Raw genomic sequence first — 22,023 nt, forward strand, 5'->3', positions numbered from 1 at the left:
CCCACATCGAGACCGAGAGAAGACTGAGCCTTATGGCCACCACTTCGCTTGACCTGGCCAAGGTCCGCAACATCGGGATCATGGCCCACATCGACGCGGGCAAGACGACCACCACCGAGCGGATCCTGTTCTACACCGGCGTTTCGTACAAGATCGGCGAGACCCACGAGGGTTCCGCCACGATGGACTGGATGGAGCAGGAGCAGGAGCGCGGCATCACCATCACGTCCGCCGCGACGACCTGCCACTGGCCGCTCGGTGATGTTGACCACACCATCAACATCATCGACACCCCGGGCCACGTCGACTTCACCGTCGAGGTGGAGCGTTCGCTCCGCGTCCTCGACGGCGCCGTCACCGTGTTCGACGGTGTGGCCGGCGTCGAGCCGCAGTCCGAGACCGTATGGCGTCAGGCGGACCGCTACGGCGTTCCGCGTATCTGCTTCGTCAACAAGCTCGACCGCACCGGCGCCGACTTCCTGCGCTGCGTCGGCATGATCACGGACCGCCTCGGCGCGACCCCGATCGTGATGCAGCTGCCGATCGGTGCCGAGGCCGACTTCACGGGTGTCGTCGACCTCGTGACGATGAAGGCGTTCGTCTACCCCGTGGAAGCGACCAAGGGCGAGGCGTACAACATCGTCGACATCCCGGCCGAGCTGGCCGAGGCCGCCGACGAGTGGCGCGGCAAGCTCCTCGAGTCGGTCGCGGAGAACGACGAAGAGGCCATGGAGCTGTACCTGGAGGGCCAGGAGCCCACCGCGGAGCAGCTCTACGCCGCGATCCGTCGCATCACGATCAACTCGGGCAAGGACGGCGAGAAGACCGTCACCCCGGTGTTCTGCGGCACCGCGTTCAAGAACAAGGGCGTCCAGCCCCTGCTCGACGCCGTCGTGCGCTTCCTGCCCTCCCCCCTGGACGTCGAGGCCATCGAGGGCCACGACGTCAAGGACCCCGAGGTCGTCGTCAAGCGCAAGCCGTCCGACGACGAGCCCCTCGCTGCGCTGGCGTTCAAGATCATGAGCGACCCGCACCTCGGCAAGCTCACCTTCGTCCGGGTCTACTCGGGCCGCCTGGAGTCCGGCACCTCGGTGCTGAACTCCGTCAAGGGCAAGAAGGAGCGCATCGGGAAGATCTACCGCATGCACGCGAACAAGCGTGAGGAGATCGACTCGGTGGGCGCCGGCGACATCATCGCCGTCATGGGCCTGAAGCAGACCACCACCGGTGAGACGCTCTGCGACGACAAGGCGCCGGTGATCCTGGAGTCCATGGACTTCCCGGCACCGGTCATCCAGGTCGCCATCGAGCCCAAGTCCAAGGGCGACCAGGAGAAGCTGGGTGTCGCCATCCAGCGCCTCTCCGAAGAGGACCCGTCCTTCCAGGTGCACTCCGACGAGGAGACCGGCCAGACCATCATCGGTGGTATGGGCGAGCTGCACCTCGAAGTGCTCGTCGACCGCATGAAGCGCGAGTTCCGCGTCGAGGCGAACGTCGGCAAGCCGCAGGTCGCATACCGCGAGACGATCCGCAAGACCGTCGAGCGCGTCGACTACACCCACAAGAAGCAGACCGGTGGTACCGGTCAGTTCGCCAAGGTGCAGATCGCGATCGAGCCCATCGAGGGCGGCGAGGCCTCGTACGAGTTCGTCAACAAGGTCACCGGTGGCCGCATCCCCAAGGAGTACATCCCCTCGGTGGACGCGGGTGCGCAGGAGGCCATGCAGTTCGGCATCCTGGCCGGCTACGAGATGACGGGCGTCCGCGTCATTCTTCTCGACGGTGGTTACCACGAGGTCGACTCCTCCGAGCTGGCCTTCAAGATCGCCGGTTCGCAGGCCTTCAAGGAGGCCGCGCGCAAGGCGTCCCCCGTGCTCCTCGAGCCGATGATGGCCGTCGAGGTCACCACGCCCGAGGACTACATGGGAGATGTCATCGGTGACATCAACTCCCGCCGTGGCCAGATCCAGGCCATGGAGGAGCGCAGCGGCGCTCGCGTCGTGAAGGGCCTCGTGCCCCTTTCGGAGATGTTCGGCTACGTCGGAGACCTCCGCAGCAAGACCTCGGGTCGCGCAAGCTACTCGATGCAGTTCGACTCCTACGCCGAGGTTCCGCGGAACGTCGCCGAGGAGATCATCGCGAAGGCCAAGGGCGAGTAACTCTCCCGAGCTCACGCTTTAGGCTTGTCACCGGAGCCTCGTGGGGCGTCCGACACGAAGCATCAGCGACGTGTCGGACGCCCCCGGCCCCGGCATCCCAGCAAAGATCACCTGGCGCCGATGAAGCAAGGCGTACAGAACCACTCCACAGGAGGACCCAGTGGCGAAGGCGAAGTTCGAGCGGACTAAGCCGCACGTCAACATCGGCACCATCGGTCACATCGACCACGGTAAGACGACCCTCACGGCCGCCATTACCAAGGTGCTGCACGACGCGTACCCGGACCTGAACGAGGCCTCGGCCTTCGACCAGATCGACAAGGCTCCTGAGGAGCGCCAGCGCGGTATCACCATCTCCATCGCGCACGTCGAGTACCAGACGGAGCAGCGTCACTACGCGCACGTCGACTGCCCGGGTCACGCCGACTACATCAAGAACATGATCACCGGTGCGGCGCAGATGGACGGCGCCATCCTCGTGGTCGCCGCCACCGACGGCCCGATGCCGCAGACCAAGGAGCACGTGCTCCTGGCCCGCCAGGTCGGCGTTCCGTACATCGTCGTCGCCCTGAACAAGGCCGACATGGTGGACGACGAGGAGATCCTGGAGCTCGTCGAGCTCGAGGTTCGTGAGCTCCTCTCCGAGTACGAGTTCCCGGGCGACGAGGTTCCGGTCGTCAAGGTCTCCGCGCTCAAGGCCCTCGAGGGCGACAAGGAGTGGGGCCAGTCCGTCCTCGAGCTGATGAAGGCCGTCGACGAGGCGATCCCGCAGCCCGAGCGCGACGTCGACAAGCCGTTCCTGATGCCGATCGAGGACGTCTTCACGATCACCGGTCGTGGCACCGTCGTCACCGGTCGTATCGAGCGTGGTGTCCTCAAGGTCAACGAGACCGTCGACATCGTCGGTATCCGTCCGGAGAAGACCACCACCACGGTCACCGGCATCGAGATGTTCCGCAAGCTGCTCGACGAGGGCCAGGCCGGTGAGAACGTCGGTCTGCTCCTCCGTGGCATCAAGCGCGAGGACGTCGAGCGCGGCCAGGTCATCATCAAGCCCGGTTCGGTCACGCCGCACACCGAGTTCGAGGCCCAGGCCTACATCCTGTCGAAGGACGAGGGTGGCCGCCACACCCCGTTCTTCAACAACTACCGCCCGCAGTTCTACTTCCGTACCACGGACGTGACCGGCGTCGTGACCCTCCCCGAGGGCACCGAGATGGTCATGCCGGGCGACAACACCGTCATGTCGGTCCAGCTGATCCAGCCGGTCGCCATGGAGGAGGGCCTGAAGTTCGCCATCCGTGAGGGTGGCCGGACCGTGGGCGCCGGCCAGGTCACCAAGATCGTCAAGTAAGTACCTGTGTACTTGACCGTCTGACCTGGTTGCTCCGCACAGAGCACCAAGAAGGGCCCCGGCCCGCCGCGTATGCGGTGGGACGGGGCCCTTCGGCGTGTGCGGGGCTGGTGAGGTGGCCTGCGGCTGTCATGGAGGCGGGGCAGCCGTGGTGTGTGCGGCTGCCGGGCTTGGCAGGGGGAGCCGGACCAGGAGGAGGAACTGCCTCGGCGACGGCCGTTCGATGGTCAGCGTTCCGTCGGGCGCCGCAGCACGGGCGGCGAGATTGGTGAGGCCGGTGCCCGGAGCGGCGGTGCCGGTGGTGGACGAGGCGGCGATGTCGTTGCCGACGGAGAGTTCGACGAACCGGTCGGTGGCCGTTTTCCCGTCGATGCTCAGTAAGAGGGAGCAACGAGTCGCCGAGGAATGGCGCAGGACATTGGTGACGGCCTCTCGCGCGACCACGGCGAGGCAGTGGTCGACGGCCTTGGGCAGTTCTTCGGCGCCCGTGGGCGCGATGTCGCTGTGCACAGTGATTCCGGCGGTACTGAGCACATGGACCGCCTGAGCCAGTTCCTCGGACGCGGTCAGGGCTGGCGTTGTTCCGGGAGACGGCACGGACCTCGGCGAGAGTGCGGCGGGCGATCCCGGCGATTTCGTCGAGTGCGGCGGCTGGTTCGTCGCCTTCCGCGCCGGTGGTCGCCCGGAAGGCGATCAGGGCGAGCGCGGAGCCGAGGACGTCGTGAAGGTCGCGGGCGACCCGGTCGCGTTCCTTTTCCACGGCTGTACGGGCGGCATGGTTCTGGGTGGCATGGAGCCGGGCAACGAAGAGGGAGAGTTGGGCTATGCCGTAAACGCTCCCCGCCGTGACCAGGGTGGAGAGGAATACCCCGAGAGCGTTGCGGTGGTCGAAACCGAGACATTTGACCAGTACGGGACCGCTCAGGCAGACGATCGCCGCCACGGTCAGAGCAGCGGGGCGCGGGACGGTGAGCAGTACGGCTCCGGCCAGGAAGCCCAACAGGCTCAGCCAAGGAACTGCTGCCCGGAGCCACCGGTGCGGACGCCGCCACCCGCGTCACGACGTACTGGCAGGCGACCGGCACCGGCGCCTGTGCGGGGCGGCCCGAGTGGGCCGACCTGGTCTGCACCACCGGACCCGCCGGGTCCGTCACGGGCGGTGGAAGCAACCCGAGCGGCCTGCCGGTGACCACCACCGAGTACGGCTACTACGGGACGCCGACCAAGGCGACCGAGACCGCGAACGGCATCACCCGCACCACGACGACCAGCTACGACGATGCCGGCCGTGTCGTCGGGACGGCGACGACGGGCGGCGTCGGAGCGGCGGTTCCGGACGCCGCGACCGAGTACGACCCGAGCACCGGCCAGGCGGTCCGCACGGTCTCCTCGACCGGCGGCACGATCACCAAGGTGTTCGACAAGCTGGGCCGTGAGGTGTCCTACACGGACGCGGACGGCGGGACGACCACCACCGAGTACGACCTGCTCGGCCGCCGGACGAAGGTGACGGACTCCGTCCCGTCGACGGTGACGTACACCTACGACCAGGCCGCCGAGCCGCGCGGCCTGGCCACGAAGACGGCGGACTCCGTGGCGGGCGCCTTCACGACCACGTACGACGCGGACGGCGGGGTCGCCACCGAGCGGCTGCCCGGCGGCTACACCCTCACCGTCGATCAGGACACCGCCGGCTCCACGGTGGGCCGCACCTACACGCGGGACGCCGACGGCAGGCTGGTGGCCTCGGACATGGTCTCCGAGTCCGTCCACGGACAGGTCACCACGCACACCGGTTGGTCGGCGCAGGAGTACGGATACGACAAGGCGGGCCGACTGACGTCGGTCGACGACACCGTGGGCGAGGTCTGCACACGCCGCGCCTACACCTTCGACAAGCGCACCAACCGGACCCGGTTGACCGAGTCCGCCGCGCCGGAGGGCGCGGACTGCACGAGCACGGGCGCGGTCACGACGACCACGCACGCCTACGACAGCGGCGACCGGCTGGTCGACGCCGGATACACCTACGACGCGTTCGGCCGTACCACGGCGCTGCCGGGTTCTTCCCTCGCTTACTACGCCAACGATCTGGTTCACACCCAGACCACGGAGGACCAGCGCCAGAGCTGGACGCTGGACGCGGCGCACCGCTTCCGTGCCTGGACCGTCGAGACCAGCATCGACGACACGTGGACTCGCAGCGCGGCCAAGCGCAACCACTACGACAGCGACGGGGACAGCCCCCGCTGGACGGAGGAGGACACGGCCTCGGGGACGACTGGCGCGGTGAGCCGCAACGTCGAGTCCGCGTCGGGTGACCTCGCCGCGACGACGGGGGCGACAGGTGACGTCGTTCTGCAACTCACCAATGTCCACGGTGACGTGATGCTCGCCCTTCCGCTCACGGAGGGGGGCGACATCGTCGCCCTCGACAGCGACGAGTACGGCAACCCGCGCGCCGGTCAGCTGCCGGTGCGCTACGGCTGGCTCGGCGGCAAGCAGCGGTCGGCCGAGACGCTGACCGGGCTGACGTTGATGGGGGTACGTCTCTACAACCCGGTCACGGGGCGGTTCTTGTCCGTGGACCCGGTCTACGGCGGCGGCGAAAACCGATACGGTTATCCAGGCGACCCGGTCAATCAGTTCGACATCGATGGAAAGAGTTGGTGGAGCCGGACCAAGAGGTTCGTCAAGCGGAACCGAGTGATCATTGCATCGTTCTCCGCCGGCGTGGCATGCGGTGTTTTCACGGCCGGCATCGCAGCAGGAGCCTGTGGCGTCATAGCCGGCGGGCTCGCGGGCGCAGGCGCGAAATGGTACGGGAACCGCAAGGCATCCCGTCGTGACATCGCCGTCGCGGGTGTCAAGGGAATGATGGGTTACGGGGGCGGCGGATCAGCGATCGGTGCCATCGGCCGCCACTTCGGGGGCAAAGCACTGCTGCGCTGGTCCATCAAGCGGTATCCCTCACGCGGGCACCACGTCAGACCCATTCCCAGGTCCCACAAGAAGCCTTGGTGGCGTCGATGGTGACGATGCCTGATTCCGTTGCGAGAAAAATGAGGACACGTGAAACAAGTTGATCAGCGGAAGAGCTCCACAGTGTTCTTCGTGCTGGGTTGCCTCGCTCTGATCAGCGGAACCATCGTTTCGCTGACTCTGGGAAAGGCCGACGGCGCCCCCATCCTCGGATCCGCAGGATTGACCCTCGCCGTGGCATGGATATTCCAGCGACGTTTGGAGTGACATGTCGGCAAGTGGCATTCCGTCAAGTGACATCTGAGTACGGTTCGGATTAGCTCGATGGCTCGGCGTTCGGGGAACTGTAGATCGCAGTTCCCCGAACGCGTGTCAAGAGCCGGTTCGGTGGATTCGGTGACTGTGGATACGGCAACAACTTCCGTATCCACAGTCATCGCAGTCCTGGAATTCCGCGCGAGGGCACTGTGCGCTGATGAGCGGCGTCGAGAGGATCGGATACCCGGGAAGCTCCCCGGCGAGGGCGTGCCAGAAACGGCATGAGACACGACTATCGCGACAGGCGCGGGCCTCGAAGCGGCATCTGTGCGGGAGAATCAGGACACTCGGCGAGATCCGGGCGGGAGCGCTCGCAGGCAGTGAGCCGGCGGGTACCGGATACCGGGTACCGCGAGATTCCGGACACGGACGTCATATCCATCCACGCCGTTCCCCGATGCGTACCGCGTCCACGAGGGTGCGTGCGTGGAGTTTGCCCGTGGCGAGGGACAGGTGGTTGCGGACGGTGCGTATGGAGAGGAACAGCTCGGCCGCCGTCTCGGCGGCACCCATGCCCTGGGCGGCCAGCCGCAGGATCTCGGTTTCGCGCGGGGTGAGCGGGGAGACCCCGGCGTCGTGCTCCTCGGCGTGCAGAGCCGGGTCGTACGCCCGGCCGCCCGCCGTCACGGTGCGGATCGCGGTCAGGACCTGCCTGGCCGAGGCCGACTTCAGCAGATAGCCGGCCGCACCCGCCTCCCGGGCCGCGCGCAGATGACCCGGGCGGTCGAGCACGGTCAGGACGAGCGCACGGCACGACGGCAGCCGTTCGGTGAGCTGACGGGCCGCGGCGATGCCGTCCTGACCGGGCATGGCCACATCCAGCACCGCCACGTCGGGCCGAGCGGCCAGGGCGGCCGGGAGTACTTCGTCGCCGCGGGCGGTCTGGGCCACGACCTCGATGCCCGGCTCGCGGCCCAGCACGGAGACCAGCCCTTCCCGTACCACCGTGAGATCTTCGGCTAGCAGCAACTTGATCATGATGAGAGGATGTCGCCTGCGGTTTTTCGGTGTCCGCCCGCCCGTGTGGCAGTTCCGGCGGTCAGGGCCGCCAGAGCCAGGGGTGGGCGTCGACGCCCAGGGCCGCGACCACCGGGCGGCCGTCCGGGGCGAGGTGCAGGGCCGGGGCGTCGAGGGGTACGGGGCCGTGCGTCCGTACGGACACGCTGCGGGGCGTACGGAGCTGGACCAGGCCCTTGCCGGTGCGGCCGAGCAGGACGGGGGAGTGGGCCGAACCGGCCGCGGTCACGGGGCCGTGGCCGGTGAAGCCCCTACGGTCGGCCACCGGCCGCCCCTGTCCGTGGACGTCGGACCCCTCCGCCGTCTCGCCGGTCCGTACCGTGGTCAGCGCGGCCTTCGCCTCCGCGCGGTAGTAGAGGTCGACCGTTCCGTCCGGGGCCGCCAGCGCGGCCGGGCCGTCGCCCGGGACCGGCACCCCGCCGATCTGGGTGTGCGCGGTCACCGGGTGCTCGGGGGTGTCCTGCGTCCAGTGGTGCACCGCGAACCGGCCCGCCGCGAAGACGTGGACCCGGCCGGCGGCGTCCACCACGGTGCTCAGGCCGTCCTGGACCTCGCCGCCGCCCATGTCCCGCCACTTGCTCCACCGGCCGTCCGTGTCCCGTACCCGGGTGCTGAGACCTTTCTCCGCGTTTCGCACGAAGAGATGGACCCGCGCGTCGGTGGCGGTGACCGCGACCGGGACGCCGATCCGGCGCCCGCCGTCCTGGTCCGGCACCGGATTCCCCAGCCCCTGCCAGGCACGGAAGTCGCCGCCGGGGGAGTGCTGTTCCAGCACGGCGATCTCGCGTTCGTTGTCCCCGCCGTGTCCGCTGAGCGCCGCGATCCGCAGCCCGAAGAGCAGCTGTCGCCCGTCCGGCAGGCGTGCGCCGCCCAGGATCGGTGCGAGCGGGCCGCCGCCGAGGTCGTCCGGTGTGTTCCACACCTCGCTGCCCGGCGCGCTCTCGCGCCAGCGCACCGCCCGCAGTCCCAGCACCCCGTACGCGACGAGCCGGCCGTCCGGGTCGGTGGCGACGACGGGCCGCGGGCCCGGGTAGCGGTAGTGGGTGGACCGCACCCAGCCCTTCCGGTTGGTCAACGGTCGGTTGCCGCCCACGCTGTAGTCCCCGCAGCCCGCCGGGTTGCCGCACCGCCAGTCGGCCGAGCCCCCGTACGGCACCAGGTGCGAGGCCTTCTCGGCCAGCACGGCGGGCGGCAGGTTCTTGGGCCAGTGCCGGTTGTAGTAGCCGCGGAACGCCGTGGTGGCGAAGCTGGGCACGCCGCCGCCCACGGCGGTGGTCCGGGCCACCCACCGGATCAGCGCCGTCCAGGTGAACAGCGCGGCCGCAGTGTGGTCGGGATGGTCGGAGTAACCTTCCTGCTCGCTGTCCTGTCGCCGGACCTGTTCGCTGCTGTGCTGGATGTCGGGGTCCGGGTCCATGGTGTGCACGATGCTCGGCCGATAAGTGTCGAACAGCCCGTCCAGGACGTCGACGAGCCCGTCGTAGGTGTACGAACCCGCCTTCTGGAGCGGAGAGTCGTCGGCTACGACTGTGGGCAGGACGAGCCGCCGGTCCTGCCAGAGGCTGGGCAGCCCGAGGCGCCCGTACGAGGTGTGCATGGTGGTGTTGATGAAGATCAGCTCGACCCTGTGGCTGCCGTTTCCGAGGCGGTTGATCTCGGCGCGATGGTTGCCATGGAGATCGATGACGGACTTCTGCCACTGGGTGAACCTGCCGAGGCCGAGCAGTGTCGCGTACGCCTGGCGGAGCCCCTGGTGACGTGAGGAGGAGTACGCCCCCTTGTCGGGGGCCGGCAGCGGCCGGCCGGGGACGCGGTTGACGCCGGTGGCCTCGCCCGCGGTCAGATAGACGCAGACCAGTGGTGTCCCGGCGTCGAGAGCCTGCTGGGCGTCCGGGTTCATGAAGTACAGGTCGTCGTCCGGGTGGGCGAGGACCTGCATCATCAGGGCCGGGTGCGGGGTGCTGATCGGCAGGCCGGGTAGTGGGTCGGCGGTGGGGCTGCGGCGACGGGGCGGTGCGGGCGCGATGCAGGCGGCGAGGGTGGTCAGGCTCATCGCACCGGCGGCCGTCAGCAGGGTGCGCCGCGACAGTCCCGTACGAGATGTGCGCAACGCAGGTCGATCCGTCACACCGTGCTCCGTCCACTCACCCCGCAGCGGGCAGTGGGGCGCCCAGCGCTGCGTACCGATCCGTGCGGGTGTCAGCGGGGGAATGGCCGCTGCCGCGGGGGGATAGACGGAGATTGCCGGGGGCGGGTTGCCTGGCTCGTGCGGTGTGTGCGGAAGGATTCGGACGGCGGCTCGTCGCCCGATCGCGCGGTCAAGTACGCGCGGTGTTCAGGTGCGCGTGACCGTGCCGCAGCCCTGCCGGCCGTCGGGGAGGGGTGTGCCGCGGTCCGTCATCGCTGTCCAGCGCGCCGGGGCCCGGACGGGAGGCCGGGGCTACCACAGCTCCGGTGTGTCGGCGCCGTTGGCGGGGGTGAGGTGGGCGTCCGGCAGGCCGCGCAGCAGTTCGCCGCCGATCTCCGCCAGCCGGGCCGCGTCGGGCGGGGTGCGGCCGAGGCCGATGGCGTACCGGACGTGGGAGGCGTCGGTGTCGTACGGGCGGGGCCAGGCATGGGCGTCCGGTGCGCCCGCCTCCGCGAGGGCGGCGAGCACGGCCAGGATCCGGCCCCGTAAGCGGCCCTCGTCCTCGCCCCGCCGCACGGAGACGAGCGCCCAGGCGGTGTGCCGTTGGCGCAGGGGCGGCCGGGCGTGGAGCAGGGCGCGCGGCACGGGGGCGGTGTCGGGCACGGACTCCAGGATCTCCCAGGCGCGGAACAGTTCCTCGGCGACGAGATCGCGGCCCGCCGCCGAGACCTGTGTGGTGCAGGAACGTACGGGGGTGGTCGGGGTCAGTACGGTCAGCGGCTGCTGAACAGTGCCTGTGCTCCCCCTGACCTCTTCGACGTCGACCGGTACGTCCCAGTCCCACATCGCCCAGGTCGCGAAGAAGTGCCGGAGCAGGGGGAGCGGCGGCAGGCCGCCCGAGTCGTGTGCGGTACGGGCCGCGAGGACGGACCAGGCCAGGCCCGGCAGCCCGCCGCACGGGGCGGAGTCCAGGCCGCGCGCCCGCGCCCATGCCTTGACCTCGCGGGCCAGTCCGGCGAACGCGTCCCGGTGCGGGTCCGCCGCCGTGAGCACCGCGTCCGCGTCGCTCACCGCGCTGAGCGCCCTGGCGGTTGCGCCGCCCAGCTCGGTACGGCGGTCCACCGCCTCGGCCGGGGGAAGGGCCCCGGTCGGGACGGTCACCAGATCCACCCGCAGGCCGCCGAGGCCGAAGCGCAGACCGGGCACCCGGGCGCCGGTCACCTCGCGCACGTCGACGGCGTCCGGCAGCGCCGCGACCAGCCGTTCGCGTACGCCTGGCAGTTGACTGCCACCCGCCGCAGCCCTGCCGTCCGCCGCAGCCCTGTCGCCCGCCGACGACCCTCGTACGCCGACGCCCCGCAGGACCCCGCCGCCGCCCACGTCCGCATCGCCCGGCAGCGCCGCCACCAGGTCCACATCCGCGCCGGGCAGCGCGCACCCCATCCGCCGCGAGCCCACCGGATGCACCCGGGCCTCCGGCAGGGCCGCCGCCACCCGGCGGACGATCTCGGCCGCCCATGCCTCGTCGGCCCCGTCGGCCCCGTCGGCCCCGTCAGCCGTGTCAGCCGTGTCGGCCGTGTCGGCCGCGGAAAGATCGTCGTCCTGCGCCGCTCCCGTCCTCAGCTCCACCCGCACCCCGAAGTGGTCCGAGACGTACAGCCCGTCCGACGTCGGCACGTCGCCCAGCAGCACCGCCGACACCGGCCGCCACCCCTCCGCGCGGACCAGCACCCGGTCCAGCCGGGACGCCCGGCCCGACAGGGAGGAGACGGCGGCCAGCGGATTGACCGACGGGTCGAACGTCGGCGTCCGGTCCGCCGCACCGCGCACCCCGGTCCAGGCGTCCGCCATCCCCAGCCGCTCCTGTGGGGCGTCCCCGCCGTCGTTGAAGTCGCCGAGCAGCAGCACATCGCCCTCGACGGCCGCCAACCCCGTTGCTATGTCGGTCAGTTCGGCGTCCCGCCGGTCCGCGCCGTTCGGCGAGTGGTCGCTGCTGAGATGGGTGACCGCTACCGTGACCGGCCCCTCCTCGCCCTCCACCACGACGGCGGCGACCGCCTTGTGCGGCCCGAGCGCGTGCAGGCCCGCCTCCCGGACCGGGAGTCTGCTGAGCAGCAGCAGACCGCAGTCGGCGACGTCCCGGCCGCCCGGATCGGTCCCGAGCGTGTAGTGCTCGCGGACCCAGGGCGCCTCCAACAGCAGGGCGAGCAGGGAGGGTTCGGCCTCCTGGAGCGCGACGACGTCCGCGTCCGCCGCGCGCAGGGCCTCCAGCAGCAGGGGCCTGCGCCGGGCGGTGTCGATGCGGTCGCTGTCGTAACGGTCCCAGAGGGTGTTCCAGGTCACCACCGACAGGAGGCCGGAAGAGGTTCCCGTCGGGAGGCCGCCGGACGCCTCCGCCAGGACGTCGACGGACGGCCCCGCCAGGGGGCCGATGGGCTCGGGGTGCGCCTCCACGTCCCCCTCCACCGGAGCCCAGGTGCCCCGGGACGCGCAGAACGCGTGCGGGGTCCGCGAGGTGAAGTACGGGGACGGCAGTCGTCGCGGGGCGCGTACCCGCCCGGCCTGCGTCGCGTCGATCCGGTCCACGCCCGCCGCCCGGTCCCACACGACCTCGCCGTCCGCCTCGATGAACAGCACCCGGTGCCAGGGGATCTCGCCGCCCGGCGTGAACCGGGGGAGCGGCACCCGCTTCGGCGCCCTCCCGCGCTGGGCCACGCCCATCACGAAGCGCGCCGGCTCGAACCGGGCGTCCCAGCGGACCCGGTGGTAGATCTCCTCGCTGGTACGCATCCGTGCTCCGTCCCCTTCCCTTTCCCTGCTGTCCGCTTCCCTTTCCCTGCTGTCCGCGCGTCCGCCGCTACGCCCGGTCCTCCACCGTCCCGCCGGCTCCGACGTACCAGGTGCGGTGCGCCTGCCCCGGGTACGGGGGCGCGTACCGGCGCAGCTGCGAGGCCAGCACCTCCGGCGGCACCGGGTGGGCGCGCCGCCCGTTGCGCCGGAACAGCTCCGCCTCCTCGACCACCGTCACGGCGTGGGTGACCAGCGCGTCCCGCCGCCGGGCCACCGCGTGCACCAGGGAACGCTGGTGCGCGTTGAGCGAGGTGGCGTCCCAGACGACCGTGCCTCCCGCCGCGAGCGCGGCGTCCAGCCGGTCCAGGCCCTCGCGCAGCACTTCCCCGTTGGCCCGCTGGTCGGCGCGCGAGCCCCGGGCCCCGCGCAGGTCGTCGAGGGACACGCACGCGTCCACGTCCGGCAGGCCCCGGGCGAAGGTGCTCTTGCCGCCGCCCGACGGGCCGACCAGCTGGATCAGGCGCGGGAAGTCCCCGCCGCGCCACCGCCAGGTCGCGGCGACCGCCTCGCCGACGGTGCTGATCCGGCCCAGCGCGTACGCCTCGCGGGCCTGCGCGCGGCAGCGGTCCGCGGCCGTCGGCTCCAGGTCCGCGAACGCCTCGTCCAGACCGGCCGGCTCCCGTACGTCCTGCGCGTGCAGCGCCGACCACTCCACCTGCTCGTGTTCCTCGCCGCTCCCCGCGACGGCCGCGGCCAGCGCGTGCAGCACCTCCAGGTCGGCGGCGAGCGACATCCGGGCCAGGCCGGTGCGCCGTTCCTCGTCCGGGTACGGGCGGTGCAGCGAGGGGTGCAGCCCGACGAGGTCGGCGACGCGGCGGGCCACCGGCATGCCGACGGCCCCCGCCAGCGCGGGCGCCAGCTCCGTGCGCCGCCCCCGGTGCAGCAGCGCGGCCAGGACGCCGGTCAGCCGGTCGTCGCCGGTGCGGCCCAGCGCGTCGAGCGCGTCGGACATCGCGACGGCGGCCCCGGCGTCCGACACGGACGTCCCCGACGCCTCGGCCAGCGCCGCCGCGTCCACGGGCGCGCCGGACCGTACGGCCCAGAGGGCCGCCGCAGGACCGAGCCCGTTCTCCACCACGGCGGCGTGCATCCAGTGCGTGTCCGTTCGTACGTGGCCGGGCCGCACCCACTTCGCCACCAGGCGCCCGAAGTCCGCCGCGTCGAAGCCGTCGGCGGGGCGGACGACGTACCCCTCCTGTCGGCCGGTGTCCGGCCGCAGCGCCCGCAGGGCCTTCTCGGCGCGGGCGTCGAGCACTCCGCGCCACAGCACCGGTGGCACCGGTATCCCCAGACCGCGCAGGAAGGCCACCGTCCGGTCCCAGTCCAGGCAGCGCTCCCCGTCCCAGACGGAGAAGCCGTAGAACCAGCTCTCCAGGCCGTCGTACGGGATGGAGTGGCGGGCGAACATGTTCTCGCCGCACACCCGCCGTCCCGGGGGGATCCGGGAGCCGATCCGGCCCTGGAGCGCCTTCACCCAGCCCCGCGAGGGGTGGTGGGCGGAGTCGAGGGAGCGGGCGTGCAGACCGTCGGCGTAGAGCGTGGTGTTCTCGCCGTCCAGCTTCTCGGTCACGACCACCTCGCGGCCCGCCAGCCCGGACAGGTCCGCGATCCGCACGTCGTCCGAGGTGGCCCCGGGGGACCAGGGCAGGTGCGGGGTGCGCGGATAGTGCGTACGCATGACAAGGGTCCCTGGTGACGGAGAAACGGTACGGCGCTGGTGGGAACGGACATCCGGCCGGTCACTGTAGGGGTGGGGAGAGGTCGGGTTCGACCGGTTTACGCGGCGACGGCCCGGTGCGGCGCGCCCGACGCGCACGCGCGGTCGGCGCCCGTCGTACGGGCCCCGCCGTGCCCCGTACGGCCCCCCGGAACCACTCCGACGCCCGCTCGCGTTTGACCGGTCGGGTGCGGGGGGTAGTATTTCCGGCCCGATTGGCCAGGCCCGTGGCCCGTATGGCACACTGCTCAGGTTGCTCGGTTGAGTGTCAATGCTGCGCGCCTCCCGCCGGGAGGACCGGAAGCGAGTCCCACAGTACTCGTCGACCCCCTGCGGGTCGGACGTACGGGAATCTTCCGGGAAGCGTCAGCGGGGCCCCGGCCAGGCACCCGGCGGGTATTCACCCCCGACGCTCCTCGCGGAGCACGACGCGGTCCTCGGGTCCGCACCCCCTCGGTACGGGAGATTCCTCAGGGAATTCCGCGTGGAGGGGTTGCGACACGCCCGACCGCGTGGGTCGGAGGCGGAGGCAGGACCACCGGGTTCCAGAGCGTTAGCGAGAGACAGGACTACTAGTAGCCATGGCGGGACAGAAGATCCGCATCCGGCTCAAGGCCTACGACCACGAGGTCATCGACTCCTCGGCGAAGAAGATCGTCGAGACGGTGACCCGCACGGGTGCGTCGGTCGCGGGCCCGGTGCCGCTGCCCACTGAGAAGAACGTGTACTGCGTCATCAAGTCGCCGCACAAGTACAAGGACTCGCGCGAGCACTTCGAGATGCGCACGCACAAGCGCCTCATCGACATCCTCGACCCCACGCCGAAGACGGTTGACTCGCTGATGCGTCTCGACCTGCCGGCGGGCGTCGACATCGAGATCAAGCTCTGAGGTGACGCGCGAGATGGCTAAGAACATCAAGGGCATCCTGGGCGAGAAGCTCGGCATGACGCAGGTCTGGGACGAGAACAACCGGGTCGTCCCGGTGACCGTCGTCAAGGCCGGCCCGAACGTCGTGACCCAGGTCCGTACGAACGACAGCGACGGCTACGAGTCGGTCCAGATCGCCTTCGGCGAGATCGACCCGCGCAAGGTGAACAAGCCCCTCAAGGGCCACTTCGCCAAGGCCGACGTGACCCCGCGCCGCCACCTGGTGGAGCTCCGCACCGCTGACGCCTCCGAGTACACGCTCGGCCAGGAGATCACCGCCGAGGTCTTCGAGGCCGGCGTGAAGGTCGACGTCACCGGCAAGAGCAAGGGCAAGGGCTTCGCCGGTGCCATGAAGCGCCACAACTTCCATGGTGGCAAGGCCTCCCACGGTGCCCACCGCGTGCACCGCAAGCCCGGTTCGATCGGTGGCTGCGCCACCCCGGGCCGTGTCTTCAAGGGCATGCGCATGGCCGGCCGCATGGGCAACGAGCGCGTCACCACCCAGAACCTGACCGTTCACGCCGTTGACGCGGAGAAGGGTCTGCTCCTCATCAAGGGAGCCGTCCCCGGTCCGAACGGCGGCCTCGTCCTGGTCCGTACCGCGGCCAAGGGGGCCTGAGGAACCGATGAGCACCATTGACATCCTTTCGCCGGCAGGCGACAAGGCCGGGACCGTCGAGCTCCCCACGGAGATCTTCGACGCGAAGACCAGCGTTCCGCTGATCCACCAGGTCGTCGTCGCGCAGCTGGCAGCTGCCCGCCAGGGCACGCACAAGACCAAGACCCGCGGCGAAGTCCGTGGCGGTGGCCGCAAGCCGTACCGCCAGAAGGGCACCGGCCGCGCCCGTCAGGGTTCGACCCGCGCTCCGCAGTTCGCCGGCGGTGGCGTCGTCCACGGGCCGCAGCCGCGTGACTACTCGCAGCGGACCCCGAAGAAGATGAAGGCCGCCGCCCTGCGCGGTGCCCTCTCGGACCGGGCCCGTCACTCCCGCATCCACGTCGTCACCGGCGTGGTCGACGGAGCCGTCTCCACCAAGGCCGCCAAGACGCTGTTCGGCAAGATCACGGAGCGCAAGAACCTGCTCCTGGTCGTCGACCGCGCCGACGAGGCCGCGTGGCTGTCCGCCCGCAACCTGCCCCAGGTGCACATCCTGGAGCCGGGCCAGCTGAACACGTACGACGTGATCGTCTCCGACGACGTGGTCTTCACCCAGGCCGCCTTCGAGTCCTTCGTGTCTGGCCCCCAGACCGCTGAGACCGAAGGGAGCGACGCCTGATGAGCGAGGCGACCGTTACCAGCAAGACCTACACGGACCCGCGCGACGTCCTCGTCAAGCCGGTCGTGTCGGAGAAGAGCTACGCGCTGCTCGACGAGAACAAGTACACGTTCATCGTCGCGCCGGGCTCCAACAAGACCCAGATCAAGCAGGCCGTGGAAGCGGTCTTCTCGGTCAAGGTCACCGGGGTCAACACGATCAACCGGCAGGGCAAGCGCAAGCGCACCCGCACCGGTTTCGGCAAGCGCGCCGACACCAAGCGCGCCATCGTGACCCTCGCCGAGGGCGACCGTATCGACATCTTCGGCGGTCCGACCGCCTGAGGGCGGTCTGGATCGTCCGGAATCGGACGAGGACTGAGAAATGGGTATCCGCAAGTACAAGCCGACGACCCCGGGCCGTCGTGGCTCCAGCGTCGCCGACTTTGTCGAGATCACGCGGTCCACGCCGGAGAAGTCGCTGGTCCGCCCCCTGCACAACAAGGGCGGCCGTAACAACGCCGGTCGTGTGACCGTTCGCCACCAGGGTGGTGGCCACAAGCGCGCCTACCGCGTGATCGACTTCCGTCGGCACGACAAGGACGGCGTGCCGGCCAAGGTCGCGCACATCGAGTACGACCCCAACCGCACCGCGCGCATCGCGCTCCTGCACTATGCGGACGGCGAGAAGCGCTACATCATCGCGCCGCGTGGCCTGTCGCAGGGCGACCGTGTCGAGAACGGCCCCGCCGCCGACATCAAGCCCGGCAACAACCTGGCGCTGCGCAACATCCCGGTCGGTACGACCATCCACGCCATCGAGCTGCGGCCCGGCGGCGGCGCGAAGTTCGCCCGCTCCGCGGGTGCCTCCGTGCAGCTGCTGGCGAAGGAGGGCTCCATGGCCCACCTCCGCATGCCGTCCGGCGAGATCCGCCTGGTCGACGCGCGCTGCCGCGCCACCATCGGCGAGGTCGGCAACGCCGAGCAGTCGAACATCAACTGGGGCAAGGCCGGCCGCATGCGCTGGAAGGGCGTCCGCCCGACCGTCCGCGGTGTCGCGATGAACCCGGTTGACCACCCGCACGGTGGTGGTGAGGGCAAGACCTCCGGTGGTCGCCACCCGGTCTCGCCGTGGGGTCAGAAGGAGGGTCGTACTCGTTCTCCCAAGAAGGCGAGCAACAAGTACATCGTCCGCCGCCGCAAGACGAACAAGAAGCGCTAGGAGCGGGTTTAGATGCCGCGCAGTCTCAAGAAGGGGCCCTTCGTCGACGGCCACCTCATCAAGAAGGTGGACACGCAGAACGAGGCAGGCACCAAGAACGTCATCAAGACCTGGTCCCGTCGCTCGATGATCGTCCCGGCGATGCTGGGTCACACCATCGCGGTGCACAACGGCAAGATCCACGTCCCGGTGTTCGTCACCGAGTCGATGGTCGGCCACAAGCTCGGCGAGTTCTCGCCGACTCGCACCTTCCGCGGCCACGTCAAGGACGACCGGAAGTCGAAGCGCCGCTAAGCGGGGTGGAACGACTCATGACTTACACCGAAGGGACAACCATGGAAGCCAGGGCCCAGGCGCGGTACATCCGCGTCACGCCCATGAAGGCCCGCCGCGTGGTGGACCTCATCCGTGGCATGGACGCCACGGAGGCTCAGGCGGTCCTGCGTTTCGCCCCGCAGGCCGCGAGCGTGCCGGTTGGCAAGGTGCTGGACAGCGCCATCGCCAACGCCGCACACAACTACGACCACACCGACGCCTCCACGCTGGTCATCAGCGAGGCGTACGTGGACGAGGGCCCGACCCTGAAGCGGTTCCGGCCGCGCGCCCAGGGCCGTGCCTACCGGATCCGTAAGCGGACCAGCCACATCACCGTGGTCGTCAGCAGCAAGGAAGGAACCCGGTAATGGGCCAGAAGGTAAACCCGCACGGGTTCCGACTCGGCATTACCACGGACTTCAAGTCCCGCTGGTACGCCGACAAGCTGTACAAGGACTACGTCAAGGAAGACGTCGCCATTCGTCGCATGATGACGAAGGGCATGGAGCGGGCCGGCATCTCCAAGGTGGAGATCGAGCGCACCCGCGACCGCGTCCGCGTTGACATCCACACCGCCCGCCCGGGCATCGTCATCGGCCGCCGCGGCGCCGAGGCGGACCGCATCCGCGGCGAGCTGGAGAAGCTCACCGGCAAGCAGGTCCAGCTGAACATCCTCGAGGTCAAGAACCCCGAGGTGGACGCCCAGCTGGTGGCCCAGGCCGTCGCCGAGCAGCTGTCCTCCCGCGTCTCCTTCCGTCGGGCCATGCGCAAGAGCATGCAGAGCTCGATGAAGGCCGGCGCCAAGGGCATCAAGATCCAGTGCGGCGGCCGTCTCGGCGGCGCCGAGATGTCCCGCTCGGAGTTCTACCGCGAGGGCCGTGTGCCCCTGCACACGCTCCGCGCGAACGTCGACTACGGCTTCTTCGAGGCCAAGACGACCTTCGGCCGCATCGGTGTGAAGGTCTGGATCTACAAGGGCGACGTCAAGAACATCGCCGAGGTCCGCGCCGAGAACGCCGCCGCCCGCGCCGGCAACCGCCCGGCCCGTGGTGGCGCCGACCGCCCGGCCGGCCGCGGCCGCGGTGGCGAGCGTGGCGGCCGCGGCCGCAAGCCGCAGCAGCAGTCGGCTCCGGCCGAGGCCCCCAAGGCCGAGGCTCCCGCCGCTGCCGCTCCGGCTGCTGAGAGCACCGGAACGGAGGCCTGACCGAAATGCTGATCCCCCGTAGGGTCAAGCACCGCAAGCAGCACCACCCGAAGCGCAGCGGTATGTCCAAGGGTGGCACGCAGGTTGCGTTCGGCGAGTACGGCATCCAGGCGCTGACCCCGGCGTACGTGACGAACCGCCAGATCGAGGCGGCTCGTATCGCGATGACCCGCCACATCAAGCGTGGCGGCAAGGTCTGGATCAACATCTACCCGGACCGTCCCCTGACGAAGAAGCCGGCCGAGACCCGCATGGGTTCCGGTAAGGGTTCTCCCGAGTGGTGGATCGCGAACGTCAAGCCGGGTCGGGTGATGTTCGAGCTGTCCTACCCGAACGAGAAGATTGCTCGTGAGGCGCTCACCCGCGCTGCTCACAAGCTTCCGATGAAGTGCCGCATCGTTCGGCGCGAGGCAGGTGAGGCGTGATGTCGGCCGGAACCAAGGCGTCCGAGCTGCGCGAGCTGGGCAACGAGGAGCTGCTCAACAAGCTCCGCGAGGCCAAGGAAGAGCTGTTCAACCTCCGCTTCCAGGCGGCGACCGGACAGCTCGAGAACCACGGCCGGCTCAAGTCCGTCCGTAAGGACATCGCCCGGATCTACACCCTGATGCGCGAGCGTGAGCTGGGCATCGAGACGGTGGAGAGCGCCTGATGAGCGAGAAGACTGTGACTGAGACGAACACCGACCGCGGTTTCCGCAAGACCCGTGAGGGTCTGGTCGTCAGCGACAAGATGGACAAGACCGTCGTCGTCGCCGTCGAGGACCGTGTGAAGCACGCGCTGTATGGCAAGGTCATCCGCCGTACGAACAAGCTGAAGGCCCACGACGAGCAGAACGCCGCGGGCGTCGGCGACCGCGTCCTCCTCATGGAGACCCGGCCGCTGTCTGCGACGAAGCGCTGGCGCATCGTCGAGATCCTCGAGAAGGCCAAGTAATTCCTGAGGGGCATCCCCCTCAGGCAAGTTCCGCCAGGCTCGGTGGGGTCCGCTCCGGACACGGGGCGGCCCCCACCGGGAACCGGCAGACGATCAGGAGATAGACGTGATCCAGCAGGAGTCGCGACTTCGCGTCGCCGACAACACGGGTGCGAAGGAAATCCTCACCATCCGTGTTCTCGGTGGTTCGGGTCGCCGCTACGCGGGCATCGGTGACGTCATCGTCGCCACCGTCAAGGACGCGATCCCCGGTGGCAACGTGAAGAAGGGTGACGTCGTCAAGGCCGTCATCGTTCGCACCGTCAAGGAGCGTCGTCGTCAGGACGGCTCGTACATCCGCTTCGACGAGAACGCCGCCGTCATTCTGAAGAACGACGGCGACCCCCGCGGCACCCGCATCTTCGGCCCGGTGGGCCGGGAGCTGCGCGAGAAGAAGTTCATGAAGATCATCTCGCTCGCGCCGGAGGTGCTGTAAGCATGAAGATCAAGAAGGGCGACCTGGTACAGGTCATCACCGGTAAGGACAAGGGCAAGCAGGGCAAGGTCATCGTGGCCTACCCGGCTCAGGACCGTGTCCTCGTCGAGGGTGTCAACCGGGTCAAGAAGCACACCAAGGCCGGTCAGACGGCTCGCGGTTCGCAGACCGGCGGCATCGTCACCACCGAGGCCCCGATTCACGTCAGCAACGTGCAGCTGGTCGTGGAGAAGGACGGCAAGAAGGTCGTCACTCGCGTCGGCTACCGCTTCGACGACGAGGGCAACAAGATCCGCGTTGCCAAGCGGACCGGTGAGGACATCTGATGACTGCCACCACTGCGCCGCGTCTCAAGACGCGCTACCGCGAGGAAATCGCCGGCAAGCTGCGTGAGGAGTTCTCCTACGAGAACGTCATGCAGGTCCCCGGCCTGGTCAAGATCGTGGTCAACATGGGTGTGGGCGACGCCGCCCGCGACTCCAAGCTGATCGACGGCGCCGTGCGCGACCTCACCACGATCACCGGCCAGAAGCCGGCCGTCACCAAGGCCCGCAAGTCCATCGCGCAGTTCAAGCTGCGCGAGGGTCAGCCGATCGGCTGCCACGTCACCCTCCGCGGTGACCGGATGTGGGAGTTCCTGGACCGTACGCTGTCGCTCGCGCTGCCGCGTATCCGTGACTTCCGCGGTCTGTCGCCGAAGCAGTTCGACGGCCGTGGCAACTACACCTTCGGTCTCACGGAGCAGGTCATGTTCCACGAGATCGACCAGGACAAGATCGACCGGGTCCGGGGCATGGACATCACCGTGGTGACCACGGCGACCAACGACGACGAGGGTCGTGCCCTCCTTCGTCACCTCGGCTTCCCGTTCAAGGAGAACTGACCGTGGCGAAGAAGGCTCTGATCGCTAAGGCCGCCCGCAAGCCGAAGTTCGGCGTCCGCGCGTACACGCGGTGCCAGCGCTGCGGCCGGCCCCACTCCGTCTACCGCAAGTTCGGCCTGTGCCGCGTGTGCCTTCGTGAGATGGCTCACCGTGGCGAGCTGCCGGGCGTGACCAAGAGCTCCTGGTAATTCCCCTCCGCCCCCTGGGCGTTGGGAATCACCCGGAAGCTCTCGGTAAGCATCTGGTCGGCGGGAGCCCCGCCTCGCATGCCGTAGGCTTGCG

24 protein-coding genes and 1 pseudogene are annotated in these 22,023 nt (G+C 69.6%); 19 read left to right on the forward strand and 6 right to left on the reverse strand.

Annotated elements, in window-relative coordinates; all coding sequences use genetic code 11:
• Positions 1 to 32: 32 nt before the first annotated feature.
• On the forward strand, positions 33 to 2,159 hold the full coding sequence (gene fusA / locus AMK22_RS19680) for an elongation factor G (RefSeq protein ID WP_073786762.1): 2,127 nt from the start codon (positions 33 to 35) through the stop codon (positions 2,157 to 2,159).
• A 160-nt stretch (positions 2,160 to 2,319) separates the two neighbouring features.
• On the forward strand, positions 2,320 to 3,513 hold the full coding sequence (gene tuf / locus AMK22_RS19685; protein WP_073786764.1) for an elongation factor Tu: 1,194 nt from the start codon (positions 2,320 to 2,322) through the stop codon (positions 3,511 to 3,513).
• Positions 3,514 to 3,642: 129 nt separating this feature from the next.
• On the opposite strand, the gene AMK22_RS41050 is transcribed toward tuf, so the two are convergent.
• Together AMK22_RS41050 and AMK22_RS42380 are read right to left on the reverse strand one after the other, a co-directional pair.
• Complete coding sequence (locus AMK22_RS41050) at positions 3,643 to 4,047, reverse strand: sensor histidine kinase (protein WP_242434053.1); 405 nt, start codon at positions 4,045 to 4,047, stop codon at positions 3,643 to 3,645.
• Between the two features lie 55 nt (positions 4,048 to 4,102).
• Positions 4,103 to 4,456, reverse strand: a pseudogene (locus tag AMK22_RS42380) (histidine kinase); the annotation flags it as partial.
• Between the two features lie 242 nt (positions 4,457 to 4,698).
• Between AMK22_RS42380 and AMK22_RS19695 the strand changes: the two are divergent.
• Positions 4,699 to 6,549: an RHS repeat-associated core domain-containing protein gene (locus AMK22_RS19695; protein WP_242434054.1), complete on the forward strand. Its 1,851-nt coding sequence runs from the start codon at positions 4,699 to 4,701 to the stop codon at positions 6,547 to 6,549.
• Between the two features lie 36 nt (positions 6,550 to 6,585).
• Positions 6,586 to 6,762 (forward strand): hypothetical protein, encoded by a 177-nt coding sequence (locus AMK22_RS39560; protein WP_158072066.1) that lies wholly within the window; start codon positions 6,586 to 6,588, stop codon positions 6,760 to 6,762.
• Positions 6,763 to 7,185: 423 nt separating this feature from the next.
• On the opposite strand, the gene AMK22_RS19700 is transcribed toward AMK22_RS39560, so the two are convergent.
• The 4 genes from AMK22_RS19700 to AMK22_RS19715 all read right to left on the reverse strand — a co-directional run bounded on the left by AMK22_RS19700 (position 7,186) and on the right by AMK22_RS19715 (position 14,486).
• Positions 7,186 to 7,791, reverse strand: a complete 606-nt coding sequence (locus AMK22_RS19700; RefSeq protein ID WP_073786768.1) for a response regulator transcription factor — start codon at positions 7,789 to 7,791, stop codon at positions 7,186 to 7,188.
• Between the two features lie 61 nt (positions 7,792 to 7,852).
• Positions 7,853 to 9,958 (reverse strand): PIG-L family deacetylase, encoded by a 2,106-nt coding sequence (locus AMK22_RS19705; RefSeq protein WP_443333303.1) that lies wholly within the window; start codon positions 9,956 to 9,958, stop codon positions 7,853 to 7,855.
• 312 nt (positions 9,959 to 10,270) lie between these two features.
• A complete protein-coding gene (locus tag AMK22_RS19710; RefSeq protein WP_073786770.1) occupies positions 10,271 to 12,748 on the reverse strand; it encodes a poly(A) polymerase in 2,478 nt (825 codons plus the stop codon).
• A gap of 67 nt (positions 12,749 to 12,815) precedes the next feature.
• Positions 12,816 to 14,486 (reverse strand): RNA ligase family protein, encoded by a 1,671-nt coding sequence (locus AMK22_RS19715; protein WP_073786772.1) that lies wholly within the window; start codon positions 14,484 to 14,486, stop codon positions 12,816 to 12,818.
• A 620-nt stretch (positions 14,487 to 15,106) separates the two neighbouring features.
• Between AMK22_RS19715 and rpsJ the strand changes: the two genes are divergently transcribed.
• From rpsJ to AMK22_RS19790, 15 genes are all read left to right on the forward strand, one after another.
• Positions 15,107 to 15,415: a 30S ribosomal protein S10 gene (rpsJ, locus tag AMK22_RS19720; RefSeq protein WP_003948644.1), complete on the forward strand. Its 309-nt coding sequence runs from the start codon at positions 15,107 to 15,109 to the stop codon at positions 15,413 to 15,415.
• Between the two features lie 13 nt (positions 15,416 to 15,428).
• Positions 15,429 to 16,073, forward strand: a complete 645-nt coding sequence (gene rplC / locus AMK22_RS19725; protein WP_073786964.1) for a 50S ribosomal protein L3 — start codon at positions 15,429 to 15,431, stop codon at positions 16,071 to 16,073.
• Between the two features lie 7 nt (positions 16,074 to 16,080).
• Positions 16,081 to 16,731 carry a 50S ribosomal protein L4 gene (gene rplD, locus AMK22_RS19730; protein ID WP_073786774.1) on the forward strand — a complete coding sequence of 217 codons (651 nt, stop codon included), beginning with the start codon at positions 16,081 to 16,083 and terminating at the stop codon, positions 16,729 to 16,731.
• Complete coding sequence (gene rplW / locus AMK22_RS19735) at positions 16,731 to 17,054, forward strand: 50S ribosomal protein L23 (RefSeq protein ID WP_073786776.1); 324 nt, start codon at positions 16,731 to 16,733, stop codon at positions 17,052 to 17,054. The genes rplD and rplW overlap by 1 nt, the downstream gene beginning before the upstream one ends.
• Before the next feature lie 40 nt (positions 17,055 to 17,094).
• Positions 17,095 to 17,931 carry a 50S ribosomal protein L2 gene (rplB, locus tag AMK22_RS19740; protein WP_073786778.1) on the forward strand — a complete coding sequence of 279 codons (837 nt, stop codon included), beginning with the start codon at positions 17,095 to 17,097 and terminating at the stop codon, positions 17,929 to 17,931.
• Positions 17,932 to 17,943: 12 nt separating this feature from the next.
• Complete coding sequence (gene rpsS, locus AMK22_RS19745; RefSeq protein WP_073786780.1) at positions 17,944 to 18,225, forward strand: 30S ribosomal protein S19; 282 nt, start codon at positions 17,944 to 17,946, stop codon at positions 18,223 to 18,225.
• 41 nt (positions 18,226 to 18,266) lie between these two features.
• Positions 18,267 to 18,614 (forward strand): 50S ribosomal protein L22, encoded by a 348-nt coding sequence (gene rplV, locus AMK22_RS19750; protein WP_009997296.1) that lies wholly within the window; start codon positions 18,267 to 18,269, stop codon positions 18,612 to 18,614.
• Complete coding sequence (rpsC, locus tag AMK22_RS19755; protein WP_073786782.1) at positions 18,614 to 19,450, forward strand: 30S ribosomal protein S3; 837 nt, start codon at positions 18,614 to 18,616, stop codon at positions 19,448 to 19,450. Before rplV ends, rpsC begins: the two co-directional genes overlap by 1 nt.
• Before the next feature lie 5 nt (positions 19,451 to 19,455).
• Positions 19,456 to 19,875, forward strand: coding sequence for a 50S ribosomal protein L16 (gene rplP, locus AMK22_RS19760; protein ID WP_072485538.1), 420 nt, complete (start codon positions 19,456 to 19,458; stop codon positions 19,873 to 19,875).
• Entirely contained in the window at positions 19,875 to 20,099 is a 225-nt protein-coding gene (rpmC, locus tag AMK22_RS19765; protein WP_015035581.1) for a 50S ribosomal protein L29, read from the forward strand. The genes rplP and rpmC overlap by 1 nt, the downstream gene beginning before the upstream one ends.
• Positions 20,099 to 20,383, forward strand: a complete 285-nt coding sequence (gene rpsQ / locus AMK22_RS19770; protein ID WP_073786784.1) for a 30S ribosomal protein S17 — start codon at positions 20,099 to 20,101, stop codon at positions 20,381 to 20,383. Before rpmC ends, rpsQ begins: the two co-directional genes overlap by 1 nt.
• A 106-nt stretch (positions 20,384 to 20,489) precedes the next feature.
• Positions 20,490 to 20,858, forward strand: a complete 369-nt coding sequence (gene rplN / locus AMK22_RS19775; RefSeq protein ID WP_003966950.1) for a 50S ribosomal protein L14 — start codon at positions 20,490 to 20,492, stop codon at positions 20,856 to 20,858.
• 2 nt (positions 20,859 to 20,860) lie between these two features.
• Positions 20,861 to 21,184: a 50S ribosomal protein L24 gene (gene rplX / locus AMK22_RS19780; RefSeq protein WP_073786786.1), complete on the forward strand. Its 324-nt coding sequence runs from the start codon at positions 20,861 to 20,863 to the stop codon at positions 21,182 to 21,184.
• Positions 21,184 to 21,741: a 50S ribosomal protein L5 gene (gene rplE, locus AMK22_RS19785; protein WP_006126888.1), complete on the forward strand. Its 558-nt coding sequence runs from the start codon at positions 21,184 to 21,186 to the stop codon at positions 21,739 to 21,741. The genes rplX and rplE overlap by 1 nt, the downstream gene beginning before the upstream one ends.
• Before the next feature lie 2 nt (positions 21,742 to 21,743).
• Positions 21,744 to 21,929, forward strand: coding sequence for a type Z 30S ribosomal protein S14 (locus AMK22_RS19790; protein ID WP_003956452.1), 186 nt, complete (start codon positions 21,744 to 21,746; stop codon positions 21,927 to 21,929).
• The last annotated feature ends 94 nt before the right edge of the window (positions 21,930 to 22,023 follow it).

This window comes from Streptomyces sp. CB01580 (assembly GCF_001905795.1).
Taxonomy (GTDB): domain Bacteria; phylum Actinomycetota; class Actinomycetes; order Streptomycetales; family Streptomycetaceae; genus Streptomyces.